Consider the following 20,571-nt stretch of genomic DNA (forward strand, 5'->3'; position numbering starts at 1 on the left):
AAATAAAATTGACAGGAAAGAAGTAGCACTTTACAATGCAGATATAGGTTAATCATTTCTACTATTTAGAAGCTTTGATAGCTTTTAACACCAATGATTATTAAGTGTTATTTCAAGGGAGGATGCATAGTGATGAAAGCAACAGGAATTGTAAGAAAAGTGGATGAACTGGGAAGAATCGTGATTCCAATTGAACTACGCAGAACGATGGGAATTGACATAAAGGACCCGCTCGAGATTTTCGTTGATGGGGAAAAGATCATTCTCAGAAAATATGAGCCTACCTGCATCTTCTCCGGCAGTGCGGAAAACCTCATTAACTTCAAAGGCAAAATGGTCAGCAAAGATGTGCTTGACGAATTGATTGCCAGCTTCGACCACATATAAACCAGTAACCAGCAGCATTACATTTTAGACAAAAGGGACCGTAGGGCGTACACCATAATGGTGGCTTGCCCTACGGTCCCTTTTGATTGGTACAGCAAGAAGACGGCCTCCCGCAAGCCCTGTGGCTTTCTCGTAAATCAGCTAGGGGCGGGGCCCTCTCCACTGGATTCCAGCACATGTTCCAGCTTCATTATGAAGGCCTTGTATTGCACCAAACCCAGCTCAATGCACAGCTTCTGGTGGGGACTGAGTTTGCCGTCCAGCTGGTTCATCTTCTGTTCCAGATCGGTGTACATGTCCCGCTTGTTTTGGAGGCCTTCGCGGAGCAACGTATCCATGGTTTCTTCATCCGCCATATCCCCGAAGTAGAGATGCATCAGAAAGTCCGAGCGCAGCACTTCTTTTTCCGCAGGTTGAACCAAATAGCTCCGGAAATGCTCTTTACCTGCCTCTGTGATGGTGTACACATTTTTATCCGGCTTGCCTTCCTGCCGTACGGCTTCCTTAGTAATCAGGTTCAGCCCTTCAAGCTTGCTGAGTGTAGGATAGATGGTGCCAAAGCTGGCATCGAAGAAAAAGGAAAAGTACTCCTCGAAATGCCGCTTGATCTCATAGCCTGAGTGTGGCTGTTTGCATAGAATTCCGAGTATTACATCTTGTATATTCATGAATATCTGCCGCCCCCCTGTTGGAATCCATTGACGAGGATCTGAATTATATATCAAAACGAAATATAACATATTGATATACTTATCACAAGCTGTACTGGCATGTACATAGACAATACCTTCTGCTATCCTATATTATAGGGTGTAAGATGGAAGCATACTGCCTGCAGAAGGCAGCAACTACTGAACCATAGAGAAGGGTTGGGTCATCTCATGAGTACGAAATTGAAGAAACCGGAAGCGATCATTTTTGATATGGATGGAACGTTGTTTCAGACCGAAAGTTTGCTGTTACCCGCTTATCATAAAATGTTTGATGTTTTGCGGGCAGAGGGGCTATATTCCGGGCCTACTCCACCAGAAGAGCTAATGCTAAGCAGCCTGGGCATGGTGCTGTCACAGATCTGGAAGAATGTGATGCCGGATGCCGATGAGGCTGTTCACCGACGCGCAGATGAGCTGCTGCTGCAACAGGAAATTGAGGGACTTAAGGCAGGCAGCACCCTTCTGTACCCCAAGGTAACCGAGACGCTTACGGCACTGCATGAGCGTGGAGTCAAGCTGTTCGTAGCGAGCAACGGGCTGGAGGATTATATTCACAACGTTGTTGTGGTGCATAAGCTGAAAGAGCTGTTTGAGGGTCTCTACAGTGCAGGCGGACAAGGTACCGCTACCAAAACCGATCTGCTGCGCATCCTGCTGGAGGAACATGGTATTAAAGAAGCCTGGATGGTCGGGGACCGCTCCTCGGATGTGGAGGCCGGCAAAGGCAACGGGCAGACGGTCATCGGCTGCGCCTACGCAGGGTTCGGAGGCCAGGGTGAGCTGAATGGCTCAGATGTCATTATCTCCGCATTCGATGAGCTGATCGGACTTTACGATAACAGCACGGAGTAAGCTAAGTAATCCATCCAGCTGGCAAGACAGTCCAAATAGTCAAAGGCAAATCCACACGGGTGTCATTATCGCCGTATAACCGGCGTTAAGGGCACCCGTGTTGACGTCTAAGGGATATCCCTTCGAATACAGATTTTCGGATAAATCCCGAAATTTCAGCGGTGCAGCGGATTTTGCGTTGTACTCTCAGGAAGGGAGAGGGACACTGCATCTGTACACTGATCTGATGTACTAGGACAAGGTGCATCCGCGCTGTAAATTTATTTTTTATTGAATGAACAATCCTGCCTATTTCATAGTCTTTTCTCTATATAGACTTGAGAGGAGACTTACAATGAAACGTATCATAGAATCTGTTATGCAGCGCGCGACGATTATTCTGGTTTGCGTCCTGCTCATCTTGGCTTGGGGAGCGGTATCCGCCTATCAAATGCAAAGAGATTATCTCCCCGGCATCAATAACACCACGTTAATGGTATCCCTGCGGGCATCCTCCTACCAGGCAGATCAAGTCAGACGCGATATTACAACCCCTCTGGAGGAAGCCATCCGCAAGACGAATGGACTTACCAATCTGGAGACCACCTCGTACGATGGCGGGCTCCTGATGAATCTGTATTACCCGATGGATTACAATATGGAACAAGCGGAGAATGCGCTAAAACAAGCGTTGAATGATGCAGCCTTGCCGGACGGCGTTAACAAGCCGGTGGTTACCCGCTTGACCTCCAGTACCTTCCCGATTCTGAGCTACAGCCTGACAGCTGCGAGTGGCCAAGTCGATGATCTGACCCTGCAATCCTCCCTGCAAACGGATATTGTTAACCAGTTGAAATCCGTTCCCGGAGTGGCGGATGTGCAGACAGTCGGTGGGGCGAATAAAGGATACGTCGTTGCGCTTCGGATGAAGGAACTGGTGGCTAACGGCATGTCTGTGGACGATTTTAACAAATCTATTCTACTGGATCTCCCCACCCTGCAAGGCAATATTGCCAATGTCAAAGCTTCCTTTCCCATTCGAGTAGAAGGCTGGGATCTCACGGAACAGCAGTTGAACGGCCTGGCGATTAAAAATAAAGATGGGGACAGCGTCCCCTTATCGGCTGTTGCATCAGTATCCCAGTCGCTGACCGATGTCAAAACCGTCTCACGGACCAATGGGAAAGCCAGTGTGCTTATTAATGTCATCAAGACACCTACGGCAACCATCACGGATGTAGCCAAGCATGTGAGAGATCGTGTCTCCGGAATTTCTGCTGTAAAAAACGGTGATGTATCGATGAATTTGCTGACGGACCGTGCGCATGACTTGAACAACTCCCTAAAGGGGCTAATTCGCGAGGGTCTACTGGGCTGCCTGTTCTCCATGCTCTGTGTGCTGTTCTTTTTCCGTAATGTGCGGTCTACTCTTCTGATTGCCGTATCGCTTCCTATTTCGCTGCTGGCTACGGTGGCTGTGCTCAAATGGATGGGCGTTACGCTCAACATCTTGACGGTTTCCGGCCTGATTGTGGCCATGGGACGGATTGTGGACGATGCGATTGTGATTCTGGATAACATCTACCGCCGCGTACAGGAAAATAAAGACAAGCCTGTACTTCATATCTTGGCTTCTGCAGTAGTAGAAATGCTGCCGGCCATATTCGCTTCTACGGCGACTACCGTTGCCGTCTATGTTCCGATTGCCTTGGTTGGCGGCATCATCGGCGCTTCCTATTCAGGCTTTGCCTGGTCCGTAGTCATCGCGCTAGGGGTATCGTTCCTGGTTGCTATGCTGGTCATTCCGTCCTTCGCCTTTATCGGCTGGAGAGAGCCGAAGACCCAGGCGGTCACGCTCGAACCCTTGATGAAGCCATTTCTTATGTCCGCATTGAAGCACAAAAAAACAGTCATCAGCCTCTCACTTCTCCTCTTTGTCGTCGCCGGGCTGTTCGCTGCACGGCTTCCGTTCAGCCTGCTGCCAAGCACGGCCAGCGGTCAGGTAGCGGTCAAAGTGGAGCTGCCGAAAGGAACGCCGCTTTCGGAGGTGGATAAGGAAGTCAAAAAGGTGGAAGATGTTCTCCATAATAACGCCGGAATCGCTTCTTATTCCGCTACCTTCGGCTCTTCGTTCACGCCGCAGGCGGACGATGTTTTTGACCAAGGCGGCGGATTTATTCAGCAGCCCAACATAGCCAATCTTTCCATCCAATTAAAAAACGTAAAGGCGGTCAATACGTTCATACCCGCTTTGCAATCGGATCTATCCAGCCTGTCCGATCGGGCTGCTATTACGGTAACCAATCAGAACATCGCAGGCGATGATTCGACGATCAAAATCATGCTGATGGGCGCAGATGAGCAAACCCTGGAGAAGGCCGCTGATCAGGTCCGAACCAAACTGGTCAATATCCAGGGACTAAGCGTTTCCGGTAAAACGGATATGACCAATGGCATTCCCAAGTTCGCCATCGTCATGGATCGGGAAAAAGTGCAGCAGGCAGGCATTAAAGAGGCTGATATGAACAACCTGCTGAAACAGTACACGACCAAGGGGAAGGATTTTGATATTATGACATCAACAGGAACAGGTATCATTCCGGTTGACGTATACATCGATCCTGTTCAAACGAAATCTGTCAATGATAAGACATTGCCCGTCTATACACCGGAAGAGGTGCTGGCTTCTCTGTCTGCGGAGACCTTTACCGGAAGGGGCGGTCAAACGTACCGGCTTGATCAATTGGCCTCCATTCAGAAAAGCGATGCGGTGTCGTCCATTCAGGAACGAGACGGTCAGCCTTTCGCTGTGGTGAGTGCGCAGATCATTTCCAGTGACATGAGCAAAGTGTCGGGTACCGTAAATCAGACTTTGAAGGAGCTGCAGCTTCCGGACGGGGTGACCTACTCCCTGGGGGGCATTACCCAGCAAGTCAAGCAGATGATTCTCGAGATGGCTATAGCAGTAGTTGTATCCATACTTCTCGTTCTGCTTATTACCAGCTTTGTCTTCAAGGGCTGGAAAGCACCCTTTGCCGTATTGATCAGCATTCCTCTGGCTTTATCCGGTGTGGTGATCGCCTTGTACGGGGTCCATGGTCAATGGAATCTTGCCGCATTGATTGGGATATTGATGCTTACCGGTATCGTAGTAACCAATGGAATAGTTCTCATTGATAAAATTGAACGCAACCGTAAAGATGGAATGAGTCTCCGGGACTCGGTTGTTCAGGGAAGCCTGTCACGGGTACGGCCGATTATGATGACAGCAGGCACTACAGTGCTTACCTTGATTCCCCTTGCCTTATCCCATAGCGCCGATACCGTCATTTCACAGGTGCTGGGTATTGTGGTGATCGGCGGGATGGTTACCTCCACACTCAACAGCTATGTGGTCATCCCGATTATCTATGAATGGATGCAGGGCAAAGCGGCCAAGAATGCCGGTCACTCCCTGAATGGAGAAATAGTGTAATTCTATAGCTGTACGTAAACACTATAAAGAAGAGGAGGGGTTTCAATGGGCATAACTACATGGCTTGAGCAGTATGGATATGGCCTGATTTTTATGGCCTTGTTTCTTGAAATGCTTGCCTTGCCTCTTCCGGGTGAAATGATGATGAGCTATACGGGTTTGTTCGTGTATGAAGGAAAACTGAATTTAGTGCTTAGTATGATCTCAGCGAGTGCCGGTGTAACTGCCGGCGTTACACTTTCTTACTGGATCGGCTATAAGCTGGGTCAGCCTTTCCTGCGCAAGTATGGACATCGTGTTCATTTGGGGGAAGAACAGCTGGCAAGAATGAATGTGTGGTTTGAGAAATATGGCGACAAGCTGCTGTTTTTTGCCTATTTCATACCCGGAGTCAGACATATTACAGGATACTTCTGTGGCGCAACCCGTATGCCCTTCCGAAAATATGCGATATATGCCTACTCAGGAGCCATTTTTTGGGTCTGCCTGTTCATTTCACTCGGTAGAGTCCTGGGACCCAAATGGGAAATTTATCACCAAAGTGTAAATCGCTATATGATCATTTTTGCGATAGCTTCAGCTTTGCTGACCGTGATGATTTATGTTCTGAAGAAATACAGACAACGACTGCTGTCAGGTTCTATCGTTCTGCTTACCAAGGGCATACATCATTTTCACTCGCTGGGCAAAGTCAGATTCCTGGTGCTGTCTGCGTTTGCAGCCCTTGTCCTGTTTGTTTCCTTGATGCTGGGCTTGATTCAGGACTTCCTGGCCCATGAATTTAATCAATTTGATGAGGTTGCCACTTACATCGTACGATCTCTTTTTGGGCCGGATTGGCACAATCTTATGAATCATCTCACCCAGCTCGGCTCGATCTATCTGTACGGTCCTTTGATTGCCGCAGCTGCTATTTGGATCGTTGTGGGCGCGCGCGAAAAGCTGCTGGAGCTCTCCTTTTTGTTCTGGGTCGTCATTGGCGGGGAATGGCTTGACGATGGCTTGCGTCTGCTTTTTCACCGTCCGGGTCCTGTTGCCGCCGGATTCCAACTCTTTAATACCTTCCCCAGTGAAGAGACCTTGACCTCCATCACGGTATGCGGGTTTTCTGCGTTCTTAATCCTTCGGCATTATAAGAATGGACTCGTTCGGGTACTGGTAGTTGCAGCCGTAATCTTCATCTGTCTACTGATTGGAGTCAGCCGGATCTATCTTCAAGTTCAATTTCCCAGTGACGTGGTCGCTGGCTATGTATTCGGCGGAGTCTGGATCAGTCTGAACGTACTGCTGCTTGAGATCCTCAGGATGCTTTCCGCGAATAAAAGGTTTGCCGCCTGAGGGGAAGGGAATGATTTATGAATCGAATTCAGTTATGGCATGATAGTGACAAAGCTGCCGTTCCGGTAGGAGTTGAACATAAGTGGTAGATGCTGAGCTTTATCATATTATCCACGGAGCCAAGGACGGGAATCAGGAAGCTTTCGCTGAGCTTGTCCGCCGTTACAAGGGTCATGTTTATCGTTATGCGGTAGGGATGTTAAACAGTCGGATGGATGCTGAGGATGTCTCCCAGGAGGCATTTGTCAAAGCTTTTTATTCCTTGTCCGGCTTGGATAATGAATATGCGTTCTCATCGTGGATGATGACCATTGTATCTAACCTGTGCAAGGATCGGCTGAAAAAGAGAAATAAAGAGCAGGACTTCAGAGATGAGCCCGATGAGTGTATAGCAGATTCAAGCGTATCCGACCCGCTTGCCAAGTTGTCTGTAGAGGAGAGCTTGGCCAGGCTGTCCGTTGATCACCGGGAGGTCATCCTGTTACATGATGTACAAGGTTACCAGTATGAAGAAATCGCCAAGCTGCTGAATGTTCCCATCGGGACGGTCAAGTCCAGATTATTCACGGCACGGATGTCATTGCGTAAAGAATTAGCAAAGGAGGACCAGGAATGACCTACCATTTGGAGGATCAGCTGTCAGCTTACATGGATGGTGAATTAACAGTAGAGGAGAGACAACAGGTCGAATCCCATCTGGAAAGCTGCGAGTCCTGTCAGGTCCTGTTGGAAGAATTATTATCGGTACAGAGTACCGTCATCCATGCATTCGGGAGGATTCAAGAACCGGAGGATCTGGAAATACGGGTATTACAGGCGCTCTCAGACAAAAAGGAACGGGCAACAGCAGAAAAGGGCTGGCTTTTAGTTCCGCTTGCAGCTTTCGTTTCCCTTGTTATTCTCTGGTTCGCCGCCGGTGCTGTATTCGCAAAAGTGCTGCATGGATTCTTGAAATTAATGATCGCCTTGGTATATATGGGGTCGCATCTCCTGTCGGGCGTGCCTGTCTTATCCGGATTGACGGTTCTACTGTCCTTACTTATCATTACGGCTTCTGTATACTCACTGCGGCGCCTGCTTCAAACGTCAACCAGTTGAAAGGGATGAAAAACTTGAGAAGGACTCTTTATACGTTATGTTGTTTTGCGCTCCTCATGCTCCTTATTCCCGGTATGGCGTCTGCAAGGGGGATCTTTGAGCATCAGAATATATCCGTACCTGTAGGGCAAACCGTAGATGATGTGTACGTCGTCGGGGGCAATGCCGAGATTTTTGGCCAAGTGACGGGTGTGACGGTTGTCGTGAACGGAGATCTCCATCTGGGCAGTACTGCTGACATTAAAGGGCTGGTTGTAGTGATAGGCGGTCTGGTCAAGCAGGATCAGGGAGCGGTGCTGGGTGATGATATCTATAACATTTCACTGGATACCTCCACTCAAAACAGCCTGTTGATCGGAGGGGGGATTGCACTGGGTTTGTGGGTGCTGCAGCTCGCCGCCAGTCTGCTGATGGTCTTGATCCCTATCTTGCTCAGGTTGGCCGGTAAACAAAAAATAGCCGCATTTACAGATCGATACCCTCTATCCTCCGTCAGACGATTGCTGGTAATCGGATTCTTGGGCACTTTGATCCTCGCAGCGTTAAGTGCACTGCTGCTGGTCACTGTAATTGGCATCCCGGTTATTATTCTGCTCCTGCTGGTGATGGTGATTGCCCTGGCATTTGGATCGACAGTAGTGAGTTTCCGGATCGGTGAGCTGTTTCACGGAGCTGGACAAATGTCAGATTGGATGAAAGTACTGGTTGGTGCAGCTATCTTAACTGCGTTCGTTAATATACCTTTTGTAGGCTTTATTCTTTTCGTACTTCTCCTGATGATCTCAATTGGCATTAGTGTACAGTGGATTTTCAGAAAGAGAGTTAAGCCGTTATCATGAAAATGAACAGTTAGAACAATTTACTATTTGGAGAGCCGGTGTTACGATGGGGTGGAGTTGAGGCATATAGGGGTCAATCCCTGCAATGGCTGCCAGATAAATAATTGAATTCCATGTGCGCGCTACGGCAAGGAAGGCGAGACGTATGACATGGTTGACGGACTGCCGAAATACAAGCAGGAGATCATGGATTTGTATGGACAACCTGGAGCCTGACGGATCCACACCTGAAGGAGTCATTAACGGAAAAGTGAAGGATCTCTGGAATAAAACGATTCCCAAGCTGATCCTTTCGGAGACAGATGCTGAATTCGACAACACCTACAACGATTTTATCGGACAGATGGATAAGGTGGGTACGGAGAAGGCCGAAAAAGTCATGTACCAGCGCCATTTGGAGGATATGAAGAAAAAAGGGGTTCAATAATAGACTTTGCATGTTGGGGGAACCGTGTTTTTACACGGTTCCTTTTTGCTTCGGAGAGTCTTTTCCATATTTTAATAGTATCGTGTCTGGTATAATAACGAGATTGGAGAGACAGCGCTAACGCATAGCGAATATCAGCATTACTTGTACAAATTCAATTTACTATACATATTACGGAGGGATATTTATTGTTGGTGAGCACAAAACTTCATATCCCCCATGTGCGTAAATCTCTTGTATCCCGGCCGAGGCTGATTCATAAGCTGAATGAAGGAAGAACGGCCAAATTGACACTGGTTTCCGCGCAGGCTGGATATGGGAAAACCACAGCGTTAAGTGAATGGGTCAAACAATGCCACAGCGTTGTGGCCTGGGTGTCACTGGACCCGCAGGATAATGATTGGATTCAGTTCTGGAGTTACTTCACCGCTTCCATTCAGGAGAGAGAGCCGGGGTTTGGCTTGGGGGTTCAATCCCTGCTTGAGATAGGGCCATCAACGTCTTCCGAGCCTGCAATCATAGAACTGCTGAATGACTTGAACGGCTATCCCCATGATCTGGTCATTATTCTCGATGATTATCATGTGATTGAACTTCCAGCTATCCATCGGTCCATGATCTATCTGCTAGAGCATTTACCACCTCATATTCATCTCTATATTGCAAGCCGTACAGATCTGTCCATACCGACCGCCAGGCTTCTGGCCAAAGGTGAACTACATCAGATTCAAATGCAGGATTTGCGTTTTCAATTGGACGAGGGACTTATCTTTTTTCGCGAAACAACGGATTTAGGCTTATCCCCGGAGCAAGTGAAGATGCTGTTCCAGCAGACGGAAGGCTGGATCAGCGGCTTACAGCTGGCAGCTCTATCTTTGAAACATAGTGAGAATATTGCGGATACCCTTCAGCAATTCAGTGGTCATCAGCATCATATTTCTGATTATTTGCTGCAAGAGGTATTTGAACATCTGCCGCAGCAGACACGTGATTTTTTATTGGATACTTCGATTTTAAACCGTATGAACGCTTCATTATGCGGGGCGGTAAGCGGTCAACTGGATGCTCAGGCACAATTGGAAAGACTGGAGCAAATGAATCTATTCATTGTCCCTTTGGATGATCATAGGAAATGGTACCGGTATCATCATTTGCTCTCTGATTTTCTGCAGCAGCAATTGTTCCGAATGGACCCGGACCGATGGGTGCAGGTGCATATCCGCGCAGCAAACGAGCTGGAGCATCTGGGATTTGACGAAGAAGCGGTAGAGCATTATTTAGAGGGACAACAGTTTCAGGATGCCGTCCGGTTAATTGAGAAAAATTTACATATGCTAGTACAGACAAAAAGTGTGGTATTGATCCGCTGGGTCTCCGTGTTACCAGAAAACTCCTTTGCAGAGAAGCCGATGATCGAATTGTTTGTGATATCCGTCTTATTGGGCGTTGGAGAATGGACAGCAGCATTCCTCAGAGTGAAACAAGCTACCATCCGGTTCCAAGCTTTGGAGGGAAAACTGGCTGAGGTGGAATGGAAGCAGGCCATGGGCAATATCTACTTTTTCCATGCGATCACCGCTTATCTTCAAAAAGACTTGGAACAAACGTCAGCCTATTTCGGGTTGGTTGAACAGTATATGCCGGAGGGAAGTTTCTTTCAAACGGTGGGCCGCAACAGATACCAGGGCTATGATTCATTCGACAATCTGCTCTCACATATCAGCGATCTTCAGGCAGCGGATGCTTTTCTGTTGAGATGGATTACACTGTGGCAGAGCAAGCAGGAATACCCTTTTCTCGGCTTCTTATGTGCCTCTTACAGCAAGTTATTGTATGAGTGGAACCGGCTGGAAGAGGCGGAGCGGGTTGCTGCTATGGTGCTTGGGCGCCAGGATATGTTGCCTTTTGCGCGGATTTTGATCCAAATATCCATTAGTGCTTCAAGAATCCAGCAAGCCACTGGGAATCCGAAACGGGCCACAGCGCTGTTAACCGAGTTGAAATCGCAGATTAACTCTCCGGATAACGAATTATTTATGTACAGAATCGAAGCGGAACAGGCTTGTCTGTCCCTACGGCAAGGCTCGGTGCAAGATGCTGAGGCTTGGCTGCATAGATGCGGTATGGCCCATACGGATGAGGTTTCGCTGAACCGGGTCTCAGAGTATCTTGCTTTTGCCAGAATACTGGCTGCTTGTGAACGGATGGAGGATGCACTGTACCTGCTGGAACAGTTAATTCGCATGTTGGATAAGGAAGACCGTCTGCGGGATCGGATTCAGGTCCTCATTCTGCGCAGTATGGTACTTCAACGCTCTGGTCAATTGGAGGAAGCGTTGCTTCAGTTAGAGACAGCCCTGCATTTGGCAGAGCCGGAGGGGTATATCCGCAGTTTTATAGATGAAGGCCCTGCGATGGCTGAACTGCTGGCGGTTTATGCGAAGAGGCTGCAAGTCAGTCACTTGCGAGACGCCACCCTTGTTTCTCTTGGTTATGTACAGCAACTGCTCCAGGTTATACAGGTCACGAGCCAGGTCGTCTTACCCGCTGAACAGCCTCGTAAAGAATTACTGACCGATCAGGAAACGAAGGTCCTATTATTGATTGCGGGCGGATTGACGAATAAGCAGATCGCGTCAGATCTTAACATCACAGGTGAAACCGTAAAGTTCCATATTCGGAATGTGTACAGAAAGCTTGAGGCGAACAATCGGATACAAGCGCTGCAGCGTGCCAAAGAATTGAGTATAATGGATTAATTATCCTATATTTTTTGCCCGTACCTCCCCAAATGGGGAGGTACTTTTTTGCATAGAAAGGCTTATAGTGGGAAGAACGCAATGAATAATGACACAGTGGAGCTTGGAGAACGGAAGTATTTGTGAGAAATATATGAAGTTGAGAAGCGTTGGAGGAGAGAATGCGATGGATAGGGTGTATCAAAAAGGATTGTCGATTTTCCTGGTGTTGTTAATGGTAATGGGTGGAATCTCAGGAGTTATTGCACCTAGCGGAGGGACGGCTCATGCTGCGGGGAGTTTCGCTGGAGGAGATGGTTCAGCAAGCGATCCTTATCAGATCGCAACGGCGGATCAGCTGAATGAGGTTAGAAATCATTTAGACCCAGGTCTATATTTTAAATTGATAGCTGATATTGATTTGAGTAGTTATGCAAATTGGATGCCGATAGGAGTGGAAATTTATACTGCTAATAGCTCCGGCGGGTTTACGTTTCGTGGGAACATGGACGGTAATGGATATAAGATCACAAATCTGAAAATTGATCAACCTGTTATTGTTACTGATGTCGGATTGTTTGGAAGGTCTTCAGGGAATATTACCAATATGATTCTGGAAGATATTGAGGTGAAAGGAACTAACCCATTGGCATCGGGTGGCTTGTTATCTGTAAACTACGGAACCATCAGCAACACTTACGTCACCGGAAGAATCGTGAATGGAATTAATTCAGGCGGTTTAGTTAATGAAAACTACGGAACCATCAGCAACAGCTACGCGTTGGTAAGTGTTGCTGGAGCTGGAACAATAGGTGGACTGGTTGGTAATAATAATAGCAGCGGAAGCATCAGCAACAGTTATGCCACAGGAAGTGTTACTGGAGCTGGAATAACAGGTGGACTGGTTGGTAGAAACGATGGAACCATTATCAATAGTTACGCCACAGGAAATGTGAGTGGAACTAGAAATTATCTAATGGGTGGCTTGGTTGGTTACAGTTCAAACCTAAGCGGAAGTAACTTCTACGATATCAACACCACAGGACAGACAGATACCGGGAAAGGTACGGGTAAAACAACCGCAGAAATGCAAGATCCAGCCACATTTAGTGATTGGGATTTCAGCAGAGATTGGTATATGCTTTCAGGTCAATATCCTCAATTATGGGCGTTTATTGCTTTGACACCAGGAGCGAATGCTGGAACAACGAAGTTAACCGGCGTAGCAAGTGGGATGGAGTATAAAGTCAACACAGGCTCGTACACGCCGATAGTGGATACAAGTGTGGACAACATTGTAGTCGGAGTAGGCGATAAGATTTATGTTCGAGTCAAGGGAAGTGCTCAACCGGCCTCCGCTGAACAAACGCGGAGCGTAAGTGCTCAGGATATCAAGATTGTAACTATCCAATCAGCAGCAATTGATAGAGTGACAGTGCCGGTAACAGGGGCAACGCCAGTTGCGGCAATAGCGGACACACCAGAGTACACAGCGGCAATAGCTTGGAACCCGTCAGATGTGACCTTTGCCGGAGCAGTCAGTTATACGGCGACGGTTACAATTACTCCAAAAGCAGGGTATACCTTAAAGGGAGTACCAGCGAATTTCTTCACTGTAGCCGGAGCAACAACGACAAATGCAGCGGATTCGGGCGTTGTGACTGCCGTATTCCCGGCGACGGCAGCAGCGCCTATCACGACGGCGGCGATTGATGGAGTGATAGCGCCAGTAGCAGGGGAAGCTCCAGTTGCGGCTCTAGCACCCGCTCTAGAGTATACGGCGGCGATAGCCTGGTCTCCGGCAGCTGCGAAATTTGCTGGAGCAGCCAGCTATACGGCAACGATTAGCCTGACGCCCAAACAGGGGTACACCTTAACGGGAGTAGCAAAGGACTTCTTCAAGGTAGCGGGAGCGACAACGACAAATGCAGCGGATTCAGGTGTTGTGACCGCCGTATTCCCGGCGACGGCAGCCGTGCCTATCTCAACCGCAGCGATAGCGGGAGTGACCGTGCCGGTAGCCGGAGAAGCTCCGGTTGCGGTACTAGCGGACACAACAGAGTATACAGCGGCGATAGATTGGACCCCGGCTGATGCGAAGTTTGCAGGGGCAGAAATCTATACCGCGAAAATCAGCCTCACACCCAAGCTGGGGTACACCTTAGCGGGAGTGACTAAAGATTTCTTCAAGGTAGCCGGAGCAACAACGACAAATGCAGCGGATTCAGGCATTGTGACCGCCGTATTCCCGGCGACGGCAGCGGTGCCTATCTCAACCGCAACGATAGCGGGAGTTACAGTGCCAGTAGCAGGGGGAGCACCGGTTACAGCTCTAGCACCCGCTCCAGAGTATACGGCGGCGATAGCCTGGTCTCCGGCAGATGTGAAGTTTGCAGGAGCAACGATGTACATTGCGAAGATTACGCTCACGCCCAAGCCGGGTTATACTTTAGCCGGAGTGGCTAAAGACTTCTTCAAGGTAGCCGGAGCAACAACGACAAATGCAGCGGATTCGGGCGTTGTGACTGCGGTATTCCCGGCGACGGCAGCCGTGCCTATCACGACGTCGGCGATTGATGGAGTGATAGCGCCGGTAGCCGGTGCAGCGCCGAAAACATCGATAGCGGACACAACAGAATATACAGCGGCGATAGCCTGGACCCCGGCAGATGTGAAGTTTGCCGGGGAAGTAAGCTATACAGCGAAAGTTACCCTCACGCCCAAGCCGGGCTATACTTTAGCCGGAGTGGCAAAAGACTTCTTCAAGGTAGCGGGAGCGACAACGACAAATGCAGCGGATTCGGGCGTTGTGACCGCCGTATTCCCTGCGACATCAGCGGTGCCTATCACGACGGCGGCGATTGATGGAGTGATTCCGCCAGTAGCCGGTGCAGCGCCGAAAACATCGATAGCGGACACGGCAGAGTATACTGCGGCGATAGCCTGGACCCCGGCAGACGTGAAGTTTGCGGCAGCAGCCAGCTATACGGCAACGATTAGCCTCATGCCCAAGCCGGGCTATACCTTAGCCGGAGTGGCTAAAAACTTCTTCAAGGTAGCGGGAGCGACAACAACGAATGATGCGGATTCAGGCGTTGTGACCGCCGTATTCCCTGCGACGGCAGCGGTGCCTATCACGACAGCGGCGATAGCGGGAGTGGTGTTGCCGGTAGCAGGGGGAACACCAGTCGCAACTGTGCCAGAGACGGCAGAGTATACAGCCTCAATAGATTGGACCCCGGCAGCGGCAACCTTTGCTGGAGGAACAGCCTATACCGCAACGATTACAATCACGCCCAAACCGGGTTACACCTTAACCGGAGTGCCTGAATACTTCTTCAGCGTACCTGGAGCAATCACGACGAATACAGCAGATTCCGGTGTAGTAATCGCCCAATTCCCGGCGACGGCAATAATACCAGCGACAGCCGTTCCCATCACGGCAGCAGGGATTGAGGGTGTAACGTTACCGGTAACCGGGGCTACGCCGGTAACAACAGCGACCTACTCACCAGAATATACCGCGACGGTTAGCTGGTCGCCAGCGGCAACCGTATTTGCCCCAGGCACGGCGTATACGGCAACGATCACAGTCACGCCAAGGGCAGGTTATACGTTAACGGGAGTGCCTGCCAACTTCTTCACCGTCGCAGGCGCAAACACCACGAATACAGCAGATTCCGGTGTAGTAACCGCCGAATTCCCGGCAACAGCAACCGTGCCCGACACGGAACCCCCTGTGACAGCTATTCCTATCACAGCAGCAAGGGTAGCGGGTGTAACTGTGCCAGTTACCGGAGCCGTTCCAGTAACAACGGCGACCTACTCGCCAGAATATACGGCCACGGTTAGCTGGTCGCCAGCGACAACCGTATTTGCCCCAGGCACGGCGTATACGGCAACGATCACAATTACGCCCAAGCCGGGTTTTACCTTAACGGGAGTGCCTGCCTACTTCTTCAGCGTACCTGGAGCAAGCACCACGAATACAGCGGATTCCGGTGTGGTAACCGCCGAATTCTCGGCCACAGCGCCTGTGATCACCGACATGGGCACGGGAACTGGCACTGGAAATGCTTTTACACCATCGACCAACAACATCATTACCAGCACAAATGGTAAAATAACGCTTCCGGTAAACCAGGCGGGCGAGGTTAGCTTCGAGGATGGGGTCAAGATTTCGATCCCCGCCGGAGCAGCAGCCAAGGAACTGACCGTATCGATCGAAAAGGTGCTGGAGCCACAAAAGCTTTTCCCGAATAAAGAAATCCTGCTCAGTCCCGTGTACGAGATTACGAAAAACTTTGCGGAGGACTTCAGTAAACCGGTCACATTGAACATTGCGTTTGATCCAGCCCTTGTGACAAGCAACCAACAAGCAGCGGTATTCTACTATGATGAAGTGAAGAAAGCCTGGATTGAAGTCGCAGGTGGCAAGATCGAAGGAAACCACATTATTGTAGAGGTTAATCGGGTAGGAAAATATACTGTACTCAGTGTGGATAAAGTGACGGGATTGCCAGTGAGAGCTCCGGACACGGAGAGTCCTACGGAAATTACCCTGAGGGATGTCGCTGGACATTGGGCAGCAGCAAGTATCCAGCAAGCGCTAAGCATGGGAATGGTTAAGGGTTACCTGGACGGAACATTCCGGCCGAACCATTCGGTGACGCGTGCGGAATTCGCGGTGATGCTGATGAATGTGCTGAAGCCACAAGGCGCAGGAGCGCGATTGACCTTCACGGATACAGCAACAATCGGACCATGGGCGCAGAGTGCAGTTGCTCAGGCGGTGCAAGCAGGCATCATTACAGGGTATGAGGATGGCGGTTTCCGTCCGAATGCAGAAATTACCCGTGCTGAGATGGCGGTTATCCTCGCCAAAGCATTGGGTGTGACTACCGAACTCAAGACTGTAACGGGCTTCGCCGACGATAAGGATATTCCAGCGTGGGCGAAATCCAGCGTGGATTTCGTGAAGGAAGCGGAAATCGTGCAAGGGAAAGGGGAGAATGCGTTTGCTCCTCAAGACTCTGCTACAAGAGCTGAGGCGGTGACGGTTCTGTTGAAATTATTGGCTCAACAGAAGAAATGAATAAGGGCAACATCGCAATATTTAGTTAAAGGTTGATAGTATTATCCCCAGAACAACAGCCCCTTCCACTTACCTGTGGAGGGGCTGTTGTTCTGTGAGGAACACGCGCTACACCTCAACCGTCGCTAAATACGCCAGTGGTCATAGATCTTTGGAACGGGCGCCATTTGGGCGACCATGCTCCGCTTATAACATCATAGATATGGGCGTGAATCTGATCTTTGCTGACGAGCACATTGACGGGGTGAACATAATAACACGTGCATTATACACATAGATGAAGAAGCAATGTAAGTAGTACATAACTGAGGTGAAAGATAATTATCTAACGTGAACTTGTTCAGCTTTACTTGAGTTTATCTGCATAAGCGGAATTCAAAAGGCTGAATAAAGTTCTAATCCTGAATTGGAAGCTAGATCTACTATAATCTGTTCCTTTTTCATTGGCTTGTATGTTTTCCAGCAACAAATCAGTGATAAGGGACAGAACGAAATGATCGCAGTGGGTAAGGAGATCATTCACCGCTATGATGAAGCCAAACCGATGAAGATCAGCTGAAGCAAGTATGGATGAATCTGCTCAGCAACAGCATTAAGTTCACGCCTGAAGGCGGGAAGATCCGCATCAGTATAGTCAACAGTGCAGCAGAAGTACTTGTCACCATCAGCGATAATGGCATCGGGATTTCCCCGGAAGAGTTCACCGCCGTATTCCAAAGATTTTACAAAATAGACAAGTCGCGAAACACAAGTAACAATGGGAACGGTCTCGGACTTGCGATCGTTAAAAAAATGGTCTCCCTGCATCAGGGGAGTATTGAGGTGGACGGTGCGATTGGAGAGGGAACGACGATGATCATCAGGTTACCCGTACGCCAGACATGATGAAATCCTTGATTCCCGGTCCGTTGCCGATCTTCCTCCGTAACCCAATTGCATCGCTGTAAGGAATTTTTGTTAAAAAATGAAATACAAGTGGGTGGACTTCTGCAGAATGTCCAGCCACTTTTTTTTTCCTCTGGAGCGGGTGAAGACCACGCGGCCTAGCCGTTTTTACATGGATTCGATACCAAAGTGAAAATTTTATAAGTATGGGATGAATTTACTTCATTAAAAACAATCATTATGGAGATATTATCATTCGAGGAAAACATTTTAAGGAGGATGTCAATTGAAAAAAATTTCAGTAACGATTATGTCGGTATGTCTCATGCTATCTGTTGCCTCGGCGGTACAAGCAGCACCTAGTGAAACCCAGGTTAAACATGAAAAGAAGCTCCATGCTGAGAACCTTCATAAGGAAAAAATGCATAAAGAGCATGAAAAGAAATTGCACATGAAGCAACATGAGTCCAAAGGAATCAAAGCGAAAAGCTCTGAGGGGAAAATCATTAAGGAAAAAAGCCTGAAAGCAAAGGGAACTAAAACAAAAGCAACCGAACTGCCAAAATCCGGTTTTGGCGGTGCAAGCGAACAAACGGAATAGAAGGATGAAAGAGGGCGAATCACTTCTCCCTCTTTCTTTTCTACATATGAGAAAAAGGGCCGCCAGCTCCGTCAGAAAAGCCAAAGATTCTGGAGATCAAGGAATCGGTTCCCCAAGTGAAATATTCGGTCATTTTACATATTCAATACAGGTACATGGTCTGTTGTATGAAACATGCTCCTCGAAGTTTAATGTCTGTTTGTGCCCACTCCTTATTTGTTTTTATGGCATAACTTATTGTATCTCTGGTCTTACCCTGTGAATAAGTTAAATGACAAGCTATATTATGAAAAAAACGATGTTCTGTTCGATAACCAGATATGATAAAAAGTAAGAGTTGGAGGGACCGTGGTTATATGAAAAAGTTGAGTATCCCTGCAAAAAGAAAAAAATTAACAATTGTACAAGTGATTTCGAACTACCCAAAGGCTCAGCCCGTACCGTCCATTAAAGGGGGGACTGAGAAAATTGTGTATGAGCTGACGGAAGAACTGGTTAGACGAGGGCATAGAGTCTTTTTATTTGCAGCTTTGGGAAGCAGGAGCAAGGCAAAGCTCATCACCTATCCCAAGGGGCTTCGGCACGAGAACCTGGCAAGATATGTACTGAATAAATTACCCGACAGTACTGACATTATCCATGATCATACATTCCGTTCCGCACTTGGCGTAACTAATCCAAAGATTCCAACCGTATGTACCGTGCATATTCCGGTCAAGCGGCGAGTCAAATACCCTGTATATGTAAGTAAACGTGCCCGCCAAAAGATGGGGAATAACAGAGGCACCTGCGTTTATAATGGGATAAATACGAATGAATATGAATTTAGCGCAGTGAAACATTCATACTTGTTGTTTATAGGCAGAATCATTCGCAACAAGGGGATTCTGCAAGCCATTGAAGTTGCTAAAAAGACCGGGAAAACGCTGATTATCGCCGGACCCGTTAAAGCTCCTCAGTTTTTTCAGAGAGAGGTAAAGCCGCTCATTCAGAAAAATCCTCATATTCATTATATTGGACCCGTAGGAGGGAAAGTGAAGCAACGGCTGATCAAACATGCGGAATGCGTACTATTCCCGATCCTATGGGACGAACCATTCGGACTTGTCATGGTAGAAAGTATGGCCTGCGGCACACCGGTGCTGGCGTTCAGAAGGGGTGCTGTGCCGGAAGTGCTATCGGGTTTTCCAAATCTGATCTGTGACAACGTCAGGGAGATGGCACTAAAAGTTAGAGAGAAGAAATATCCATCCCCGAACGTGTTGAGGAAGTATGTACTTCAGCGTTTCACAAATAAGAAGATGACTGACAATTATTTAAAAATATATCACGACGTTATTCAAAGAGAATCCATTGCCGGATTAATGAGGTGACAAAACGAAGAAGGGAAAAGGATAGTTAACATCAATCCAATTCATAATTGAAAAACGGCATGGGTCCAATCCAGGAGTCATGCCGTTTGTTTTTCGCCGTTTATTTACGGGATACTATAGGTAGAGAAGAAATGATTTTGTTGTAAATTCGGATTAACAGGTTTGGAACAGGATTCAAGCGGGCGCGCATTGTATACACCAAAAAGCTGATTAATGCGGCGAGTGCTGCTGAGCCTGCAATATCTCCGGGGTAGTGTACTCCCACATACACACGAGCAAATCCAGTTAAGCATGCCAGTACCAAGGCTACAGTTCCCCATTTCCGGTTTGTGAACAAGAGACTGAACGCAAGCGAAAAAGCGAGCGTGGAATGATCGCTTGGAAATGAAGCATCCGCATTGTGTGGGATCAACTGGTGTACAACATGGAGTACAAATGGACGAGGTTGATTGACATCAGGAGATATCCATACAGTTGCTATTCCTAGAGCAACTACTGCGGACAGAAGAGCATAGAATGCCGACTGCTGCTGTTGTTCCTTATGAGTGAACCATAAAACACCGATCATAGCGATCATTAGCCATATAATATCCTGTGCAAAAAACTCCATTAAATCATCAATAAGATCCCATTTCCCAGCAAAGTGATTTATGATTTGAAATAACTGATAGTTCATTAAGGTTCTCATCCTCGCTTTTCTATTTTTATTTTAAAATTATAATCTGAAATTATTAATGATCTCTTAAATAAATCTTAAAAATGGATACTAAC

The 20,571-nt window shown here is 48.1% G+C and carries 16 protein-coding genes; 14 read left to right on the top strand and 2 right to left on the bottom strand.

Annotated elements, in window-relative coordinates:
* Positions 1-129 precede the first annotated feature (129 nt).
* Positions 130-387, top strand: coding sequence for an AbrB/MazE/SpoVT family DNA-binding domain-containing protein (locus tag A3842_RS30690; RefSeq protein ID WP_042211697.1), 258 nt, complete (start codon positions 130-132; stop codon positions 385-387).
* Between the two features lie 137 nt (positions 388-524).
* On the opposite strand, the gene A3842_RS30695 is transcribed toward A3842_RS30690, so the two are convergent.
* A complete protein-coding gene (locus tag A3842_RS30695; protein WP_074083951.1) occupies positions 525-1,055 on the bottom strand; it encodes a PadR family transcriptional regulator in 531 nt (176 codons plus the stop codon).
* 213 nt (positions 1,056-1,268) lie between these two features.
* Between A3842_RS30695 and A3842_RS30700 the strand changes: the two genes are divergently transcribed.
* From A3842_RS30700 to A3842_RS30755, 13 genes are all read left to right on the top strand, one after another.
* A complete protein-coding gene (locus A3842_RS30700) occupies positions 1,269-1,952 on the top strand; it encodes an HAD hydrolase-like protein (RefSeq protein ID WP_074083952.1) in 684 nt (227 codons plus the stop codon).
* A 334-nt stretch (positions 1,953-2,286) separates the two neighbouring features.
* Positions 2,287-5,406, top strand: coding sequence for an efflux RND transporter permease subunit (locus A3842_RS30705; RefSeq protein WP_074103849.1), 3,120 nt, complete (start codon positions 2,287-2,289; stop codon positions 5,404-5,406).
* 45 nt (positions 5,407-5,451) lie between these two features.
* Positions 5,452-6,744 (top strand): VTT domain-containing protein, encoded by a 1,293-nt coding sequence (locus A3842_RS30710; protein ID WP_074103850.1) that lies wholly within the window; start codon positions 5,452-5,454, stop codon positions 6,742-6,744.
* A gap of 82 nt (positions 6,745-6,826) precedes the next feature.
* Positions 6,827-7,360: an RNA polymerase sigma factor gene (locus A3842_RS30715; protein ID WP_074083955.1), complete on the top strand. Its 534-nt coding sequence runs from the start codon at positions 6,827-6,829 to the stop codon at positions 7,358-7,360.
* Positions 7,357-7,842 (top strand): anti-sigma factor family protein, encoded by a 486-nt coding sequence (locus A3842_RS30720; protein ID WP_074103851.1) that lies wholly within the window; start codon positions 7,357-7,359, stop codon positions 7,840-7,842. Before A3842_RS30715 ends, A3842_RS30720 begins: the two co-directional genes overlap by 4 nt.
* Positions 7,843-7,916: 74 nt before the next feature.
* Positions 7,917-8,681, top strand: coding sequence for a hypothetical protein (locus A3842_RS30725; RefSeq protein ID WP_143186418.1), 765 nt, complete (start codon positions 7,917-7,919; stop codon positions 8,679-8,681).
* Between the two features lie 196 nt (positions 8,682-8,877).
* Positions 8,878-9,108, top strand: a complete 231-nt coding sequence (locus A3842_RS30730; RefSeq protein ID WP_074103853.1) for a hypothetical protein — start codon at positions 8,878-8,880, stop codon at positions 9,106-9,108.
* A gap of 194 nt (positions 9,109-9,302) precedes the next feature.
* On the top strand, positions 9,303-11,867 hold the full coding sequence (locus A3842_RS30735) for a winged helix-turn-helix domain-containing protein (protein ID WP_178382443.1): 2,565 nt from the start codon (positions 9,303-9,305) through the stop codon (positions 11,865-11,867).
* 166 nt (positions 11,868-12,033) lie between these two features.
* A complete protein-coding gene (locus A3842_RS30740) occupies positions 12,034-16,941 on the top strand; it encodes an S-layer homology domain-containing protein (RefSeq protein ID WP_074103855.1) in 4,908 nt (1,635 codons plus the stop codon).
* A gap of 406 nt (positions 16,942-17,347) precedes the next feature.
* Positions 17,348-17,500, top strand: coding sequence for a hypothetical protein (locus A3842_RS32810; RefSeq protein WP_178382444.1), 153 nt, complete (start codon positions 17,348-17,350; stop codon positions 17,498-17,500).
* Between the two features lie 11 nt (positions 17,501-17,511).
* Complete coding sequence (locus A3842_RS30745) at positions 17,512-17,826, top strand: sensor histidine kinase (RefSeq protein ID WP_074103856.1); 315 nt, start codon at positions 17,512-17,514, stop codon at positions 17,824-17,826.
* A 286-nt stretch (positions 17,827-18,112) separates the two neighbouring features.
* Entirely contained in the window at positions 18,113-18,427 is a 315-nt protein-coding gene (locus tag A3842_RS30750; RefSeq protein ID WP_074083962.1) for a hypothetical protein, read from the top strand.
* Positions 18,428-18,783: 356 nt separating this feature from the next.
* Entirely contained in the window at positions 18,784-19,800 is a 1,017-nt protein-coding gene (locus A3842_RS30755) for a glycosyltransferase family 4 protein (protein ID WP_074103857.1), read from the top strand.
* Positions 19,801-19,900: 100 nt separating this feature from the next.
* Here A3842_RS30755 and A3842_RS30760 read toward each other — a convergent pair whose 3' ends face one another.
* Entirely contained in the window at positions 19,901-20,476 is a 576-nt protein-coding gene (locus A3842_RS30760; RefSeq protein ID WP_074083964.1) for an undecaprenyl-diphosphatase, read from the bottom strand.
* Positions 20,477-20,571 lie beyond the last annotated feature (95 nt).

Origin of the sequence: Paenibacillus sp. P3E (assembly GCF_001909045.1) — a bacterium.
Lineage (GTDB): Bacteria > Bacillota > Bacilli > Paenibacillales > Paenibacillaceae > Paenibacillus_AQ > Paenibacillus_AQ helianthi.

Excerpts from the sequence above, each read along its gene's own strand:
- A3842_RS30720 (WP_074103851.1), top strand. The coding sequence starts at position 7,357 with ATGACCTACCATTTGGAGGATCAGCTGTCAGCTTACATGGATGGTGAA.
- A3842_RS30760 (WP_074083964.1), bottom strand. The coding sequence starts at position 20,476 with ATGAACTATCAGTTATTTCAAATCATAAATCACTTTGCTGGGAAATGG.
- A3842_RS30710 (WP_074103850.1), top strand. The coding sequence starts at position 5,452 with ATGGGCATAACTACATGGCTTGAGCAGTATGGATATGGCCTGATTTTT.
- A3842_RS30730 (WP_074103853.1), top strand. The coding sequence starts at position 8,878 with ATGGACAACCTGGAGCCTGACGGATCCACACCTGAAGGAGTCATTAAC.
- A3842_RS30725 (WP_143186418.1), top strand. The coding sequence starts at position 7,917 with ATGGCGTCTGCAAGGGGGATCTTTGAGCATCAGAATATATCCGTACCT.
- A3842_RS30705 (WP_074103849.1), top strand. The coding sequence starts at position 2,287 with ATGAAACGTATCATAGAATCTGTTATGCAGCGCGCGACGATTATTCTG.
- A3842_RS30740 (WP_074103855.1), top strand. The coding sequence starts at position 12,034 with ATGGATAGGGTGTATCAAAAAGGATTGTCGATTTTCCTGGTGTTGTTA.
- A3842_RS30755 (WP_074103857.1), top strand. The coding sequence starts at position 18,784 with ATGAAAAAGTTGAGTATCCCTGCAAAAAGAAAAAAATTAACAATTGTA.
- A3842_RS30695 (WP_074083951.1), bottom strand. The coding sequence starts at position 1,055 with ATGAATATACAAGATGTAATACTCGGAATTCTATGCAAACAGCCACAC.
- A3842_RS30700 (WP_074083952.1), top strand. The coding sequence starts at position 1,269 with ATGAGTACGAAATTGAAGAAACCGGAAGCGATCATTTTTGATATGGAT.
- A3842_RS30745 (WP_074103856.1), top strand. The coding sequence starts at position 17,512 with ATGAATCTGCTCAGCAACAGCATTAAGTTCACGCCTGAAGGCGGGAAG.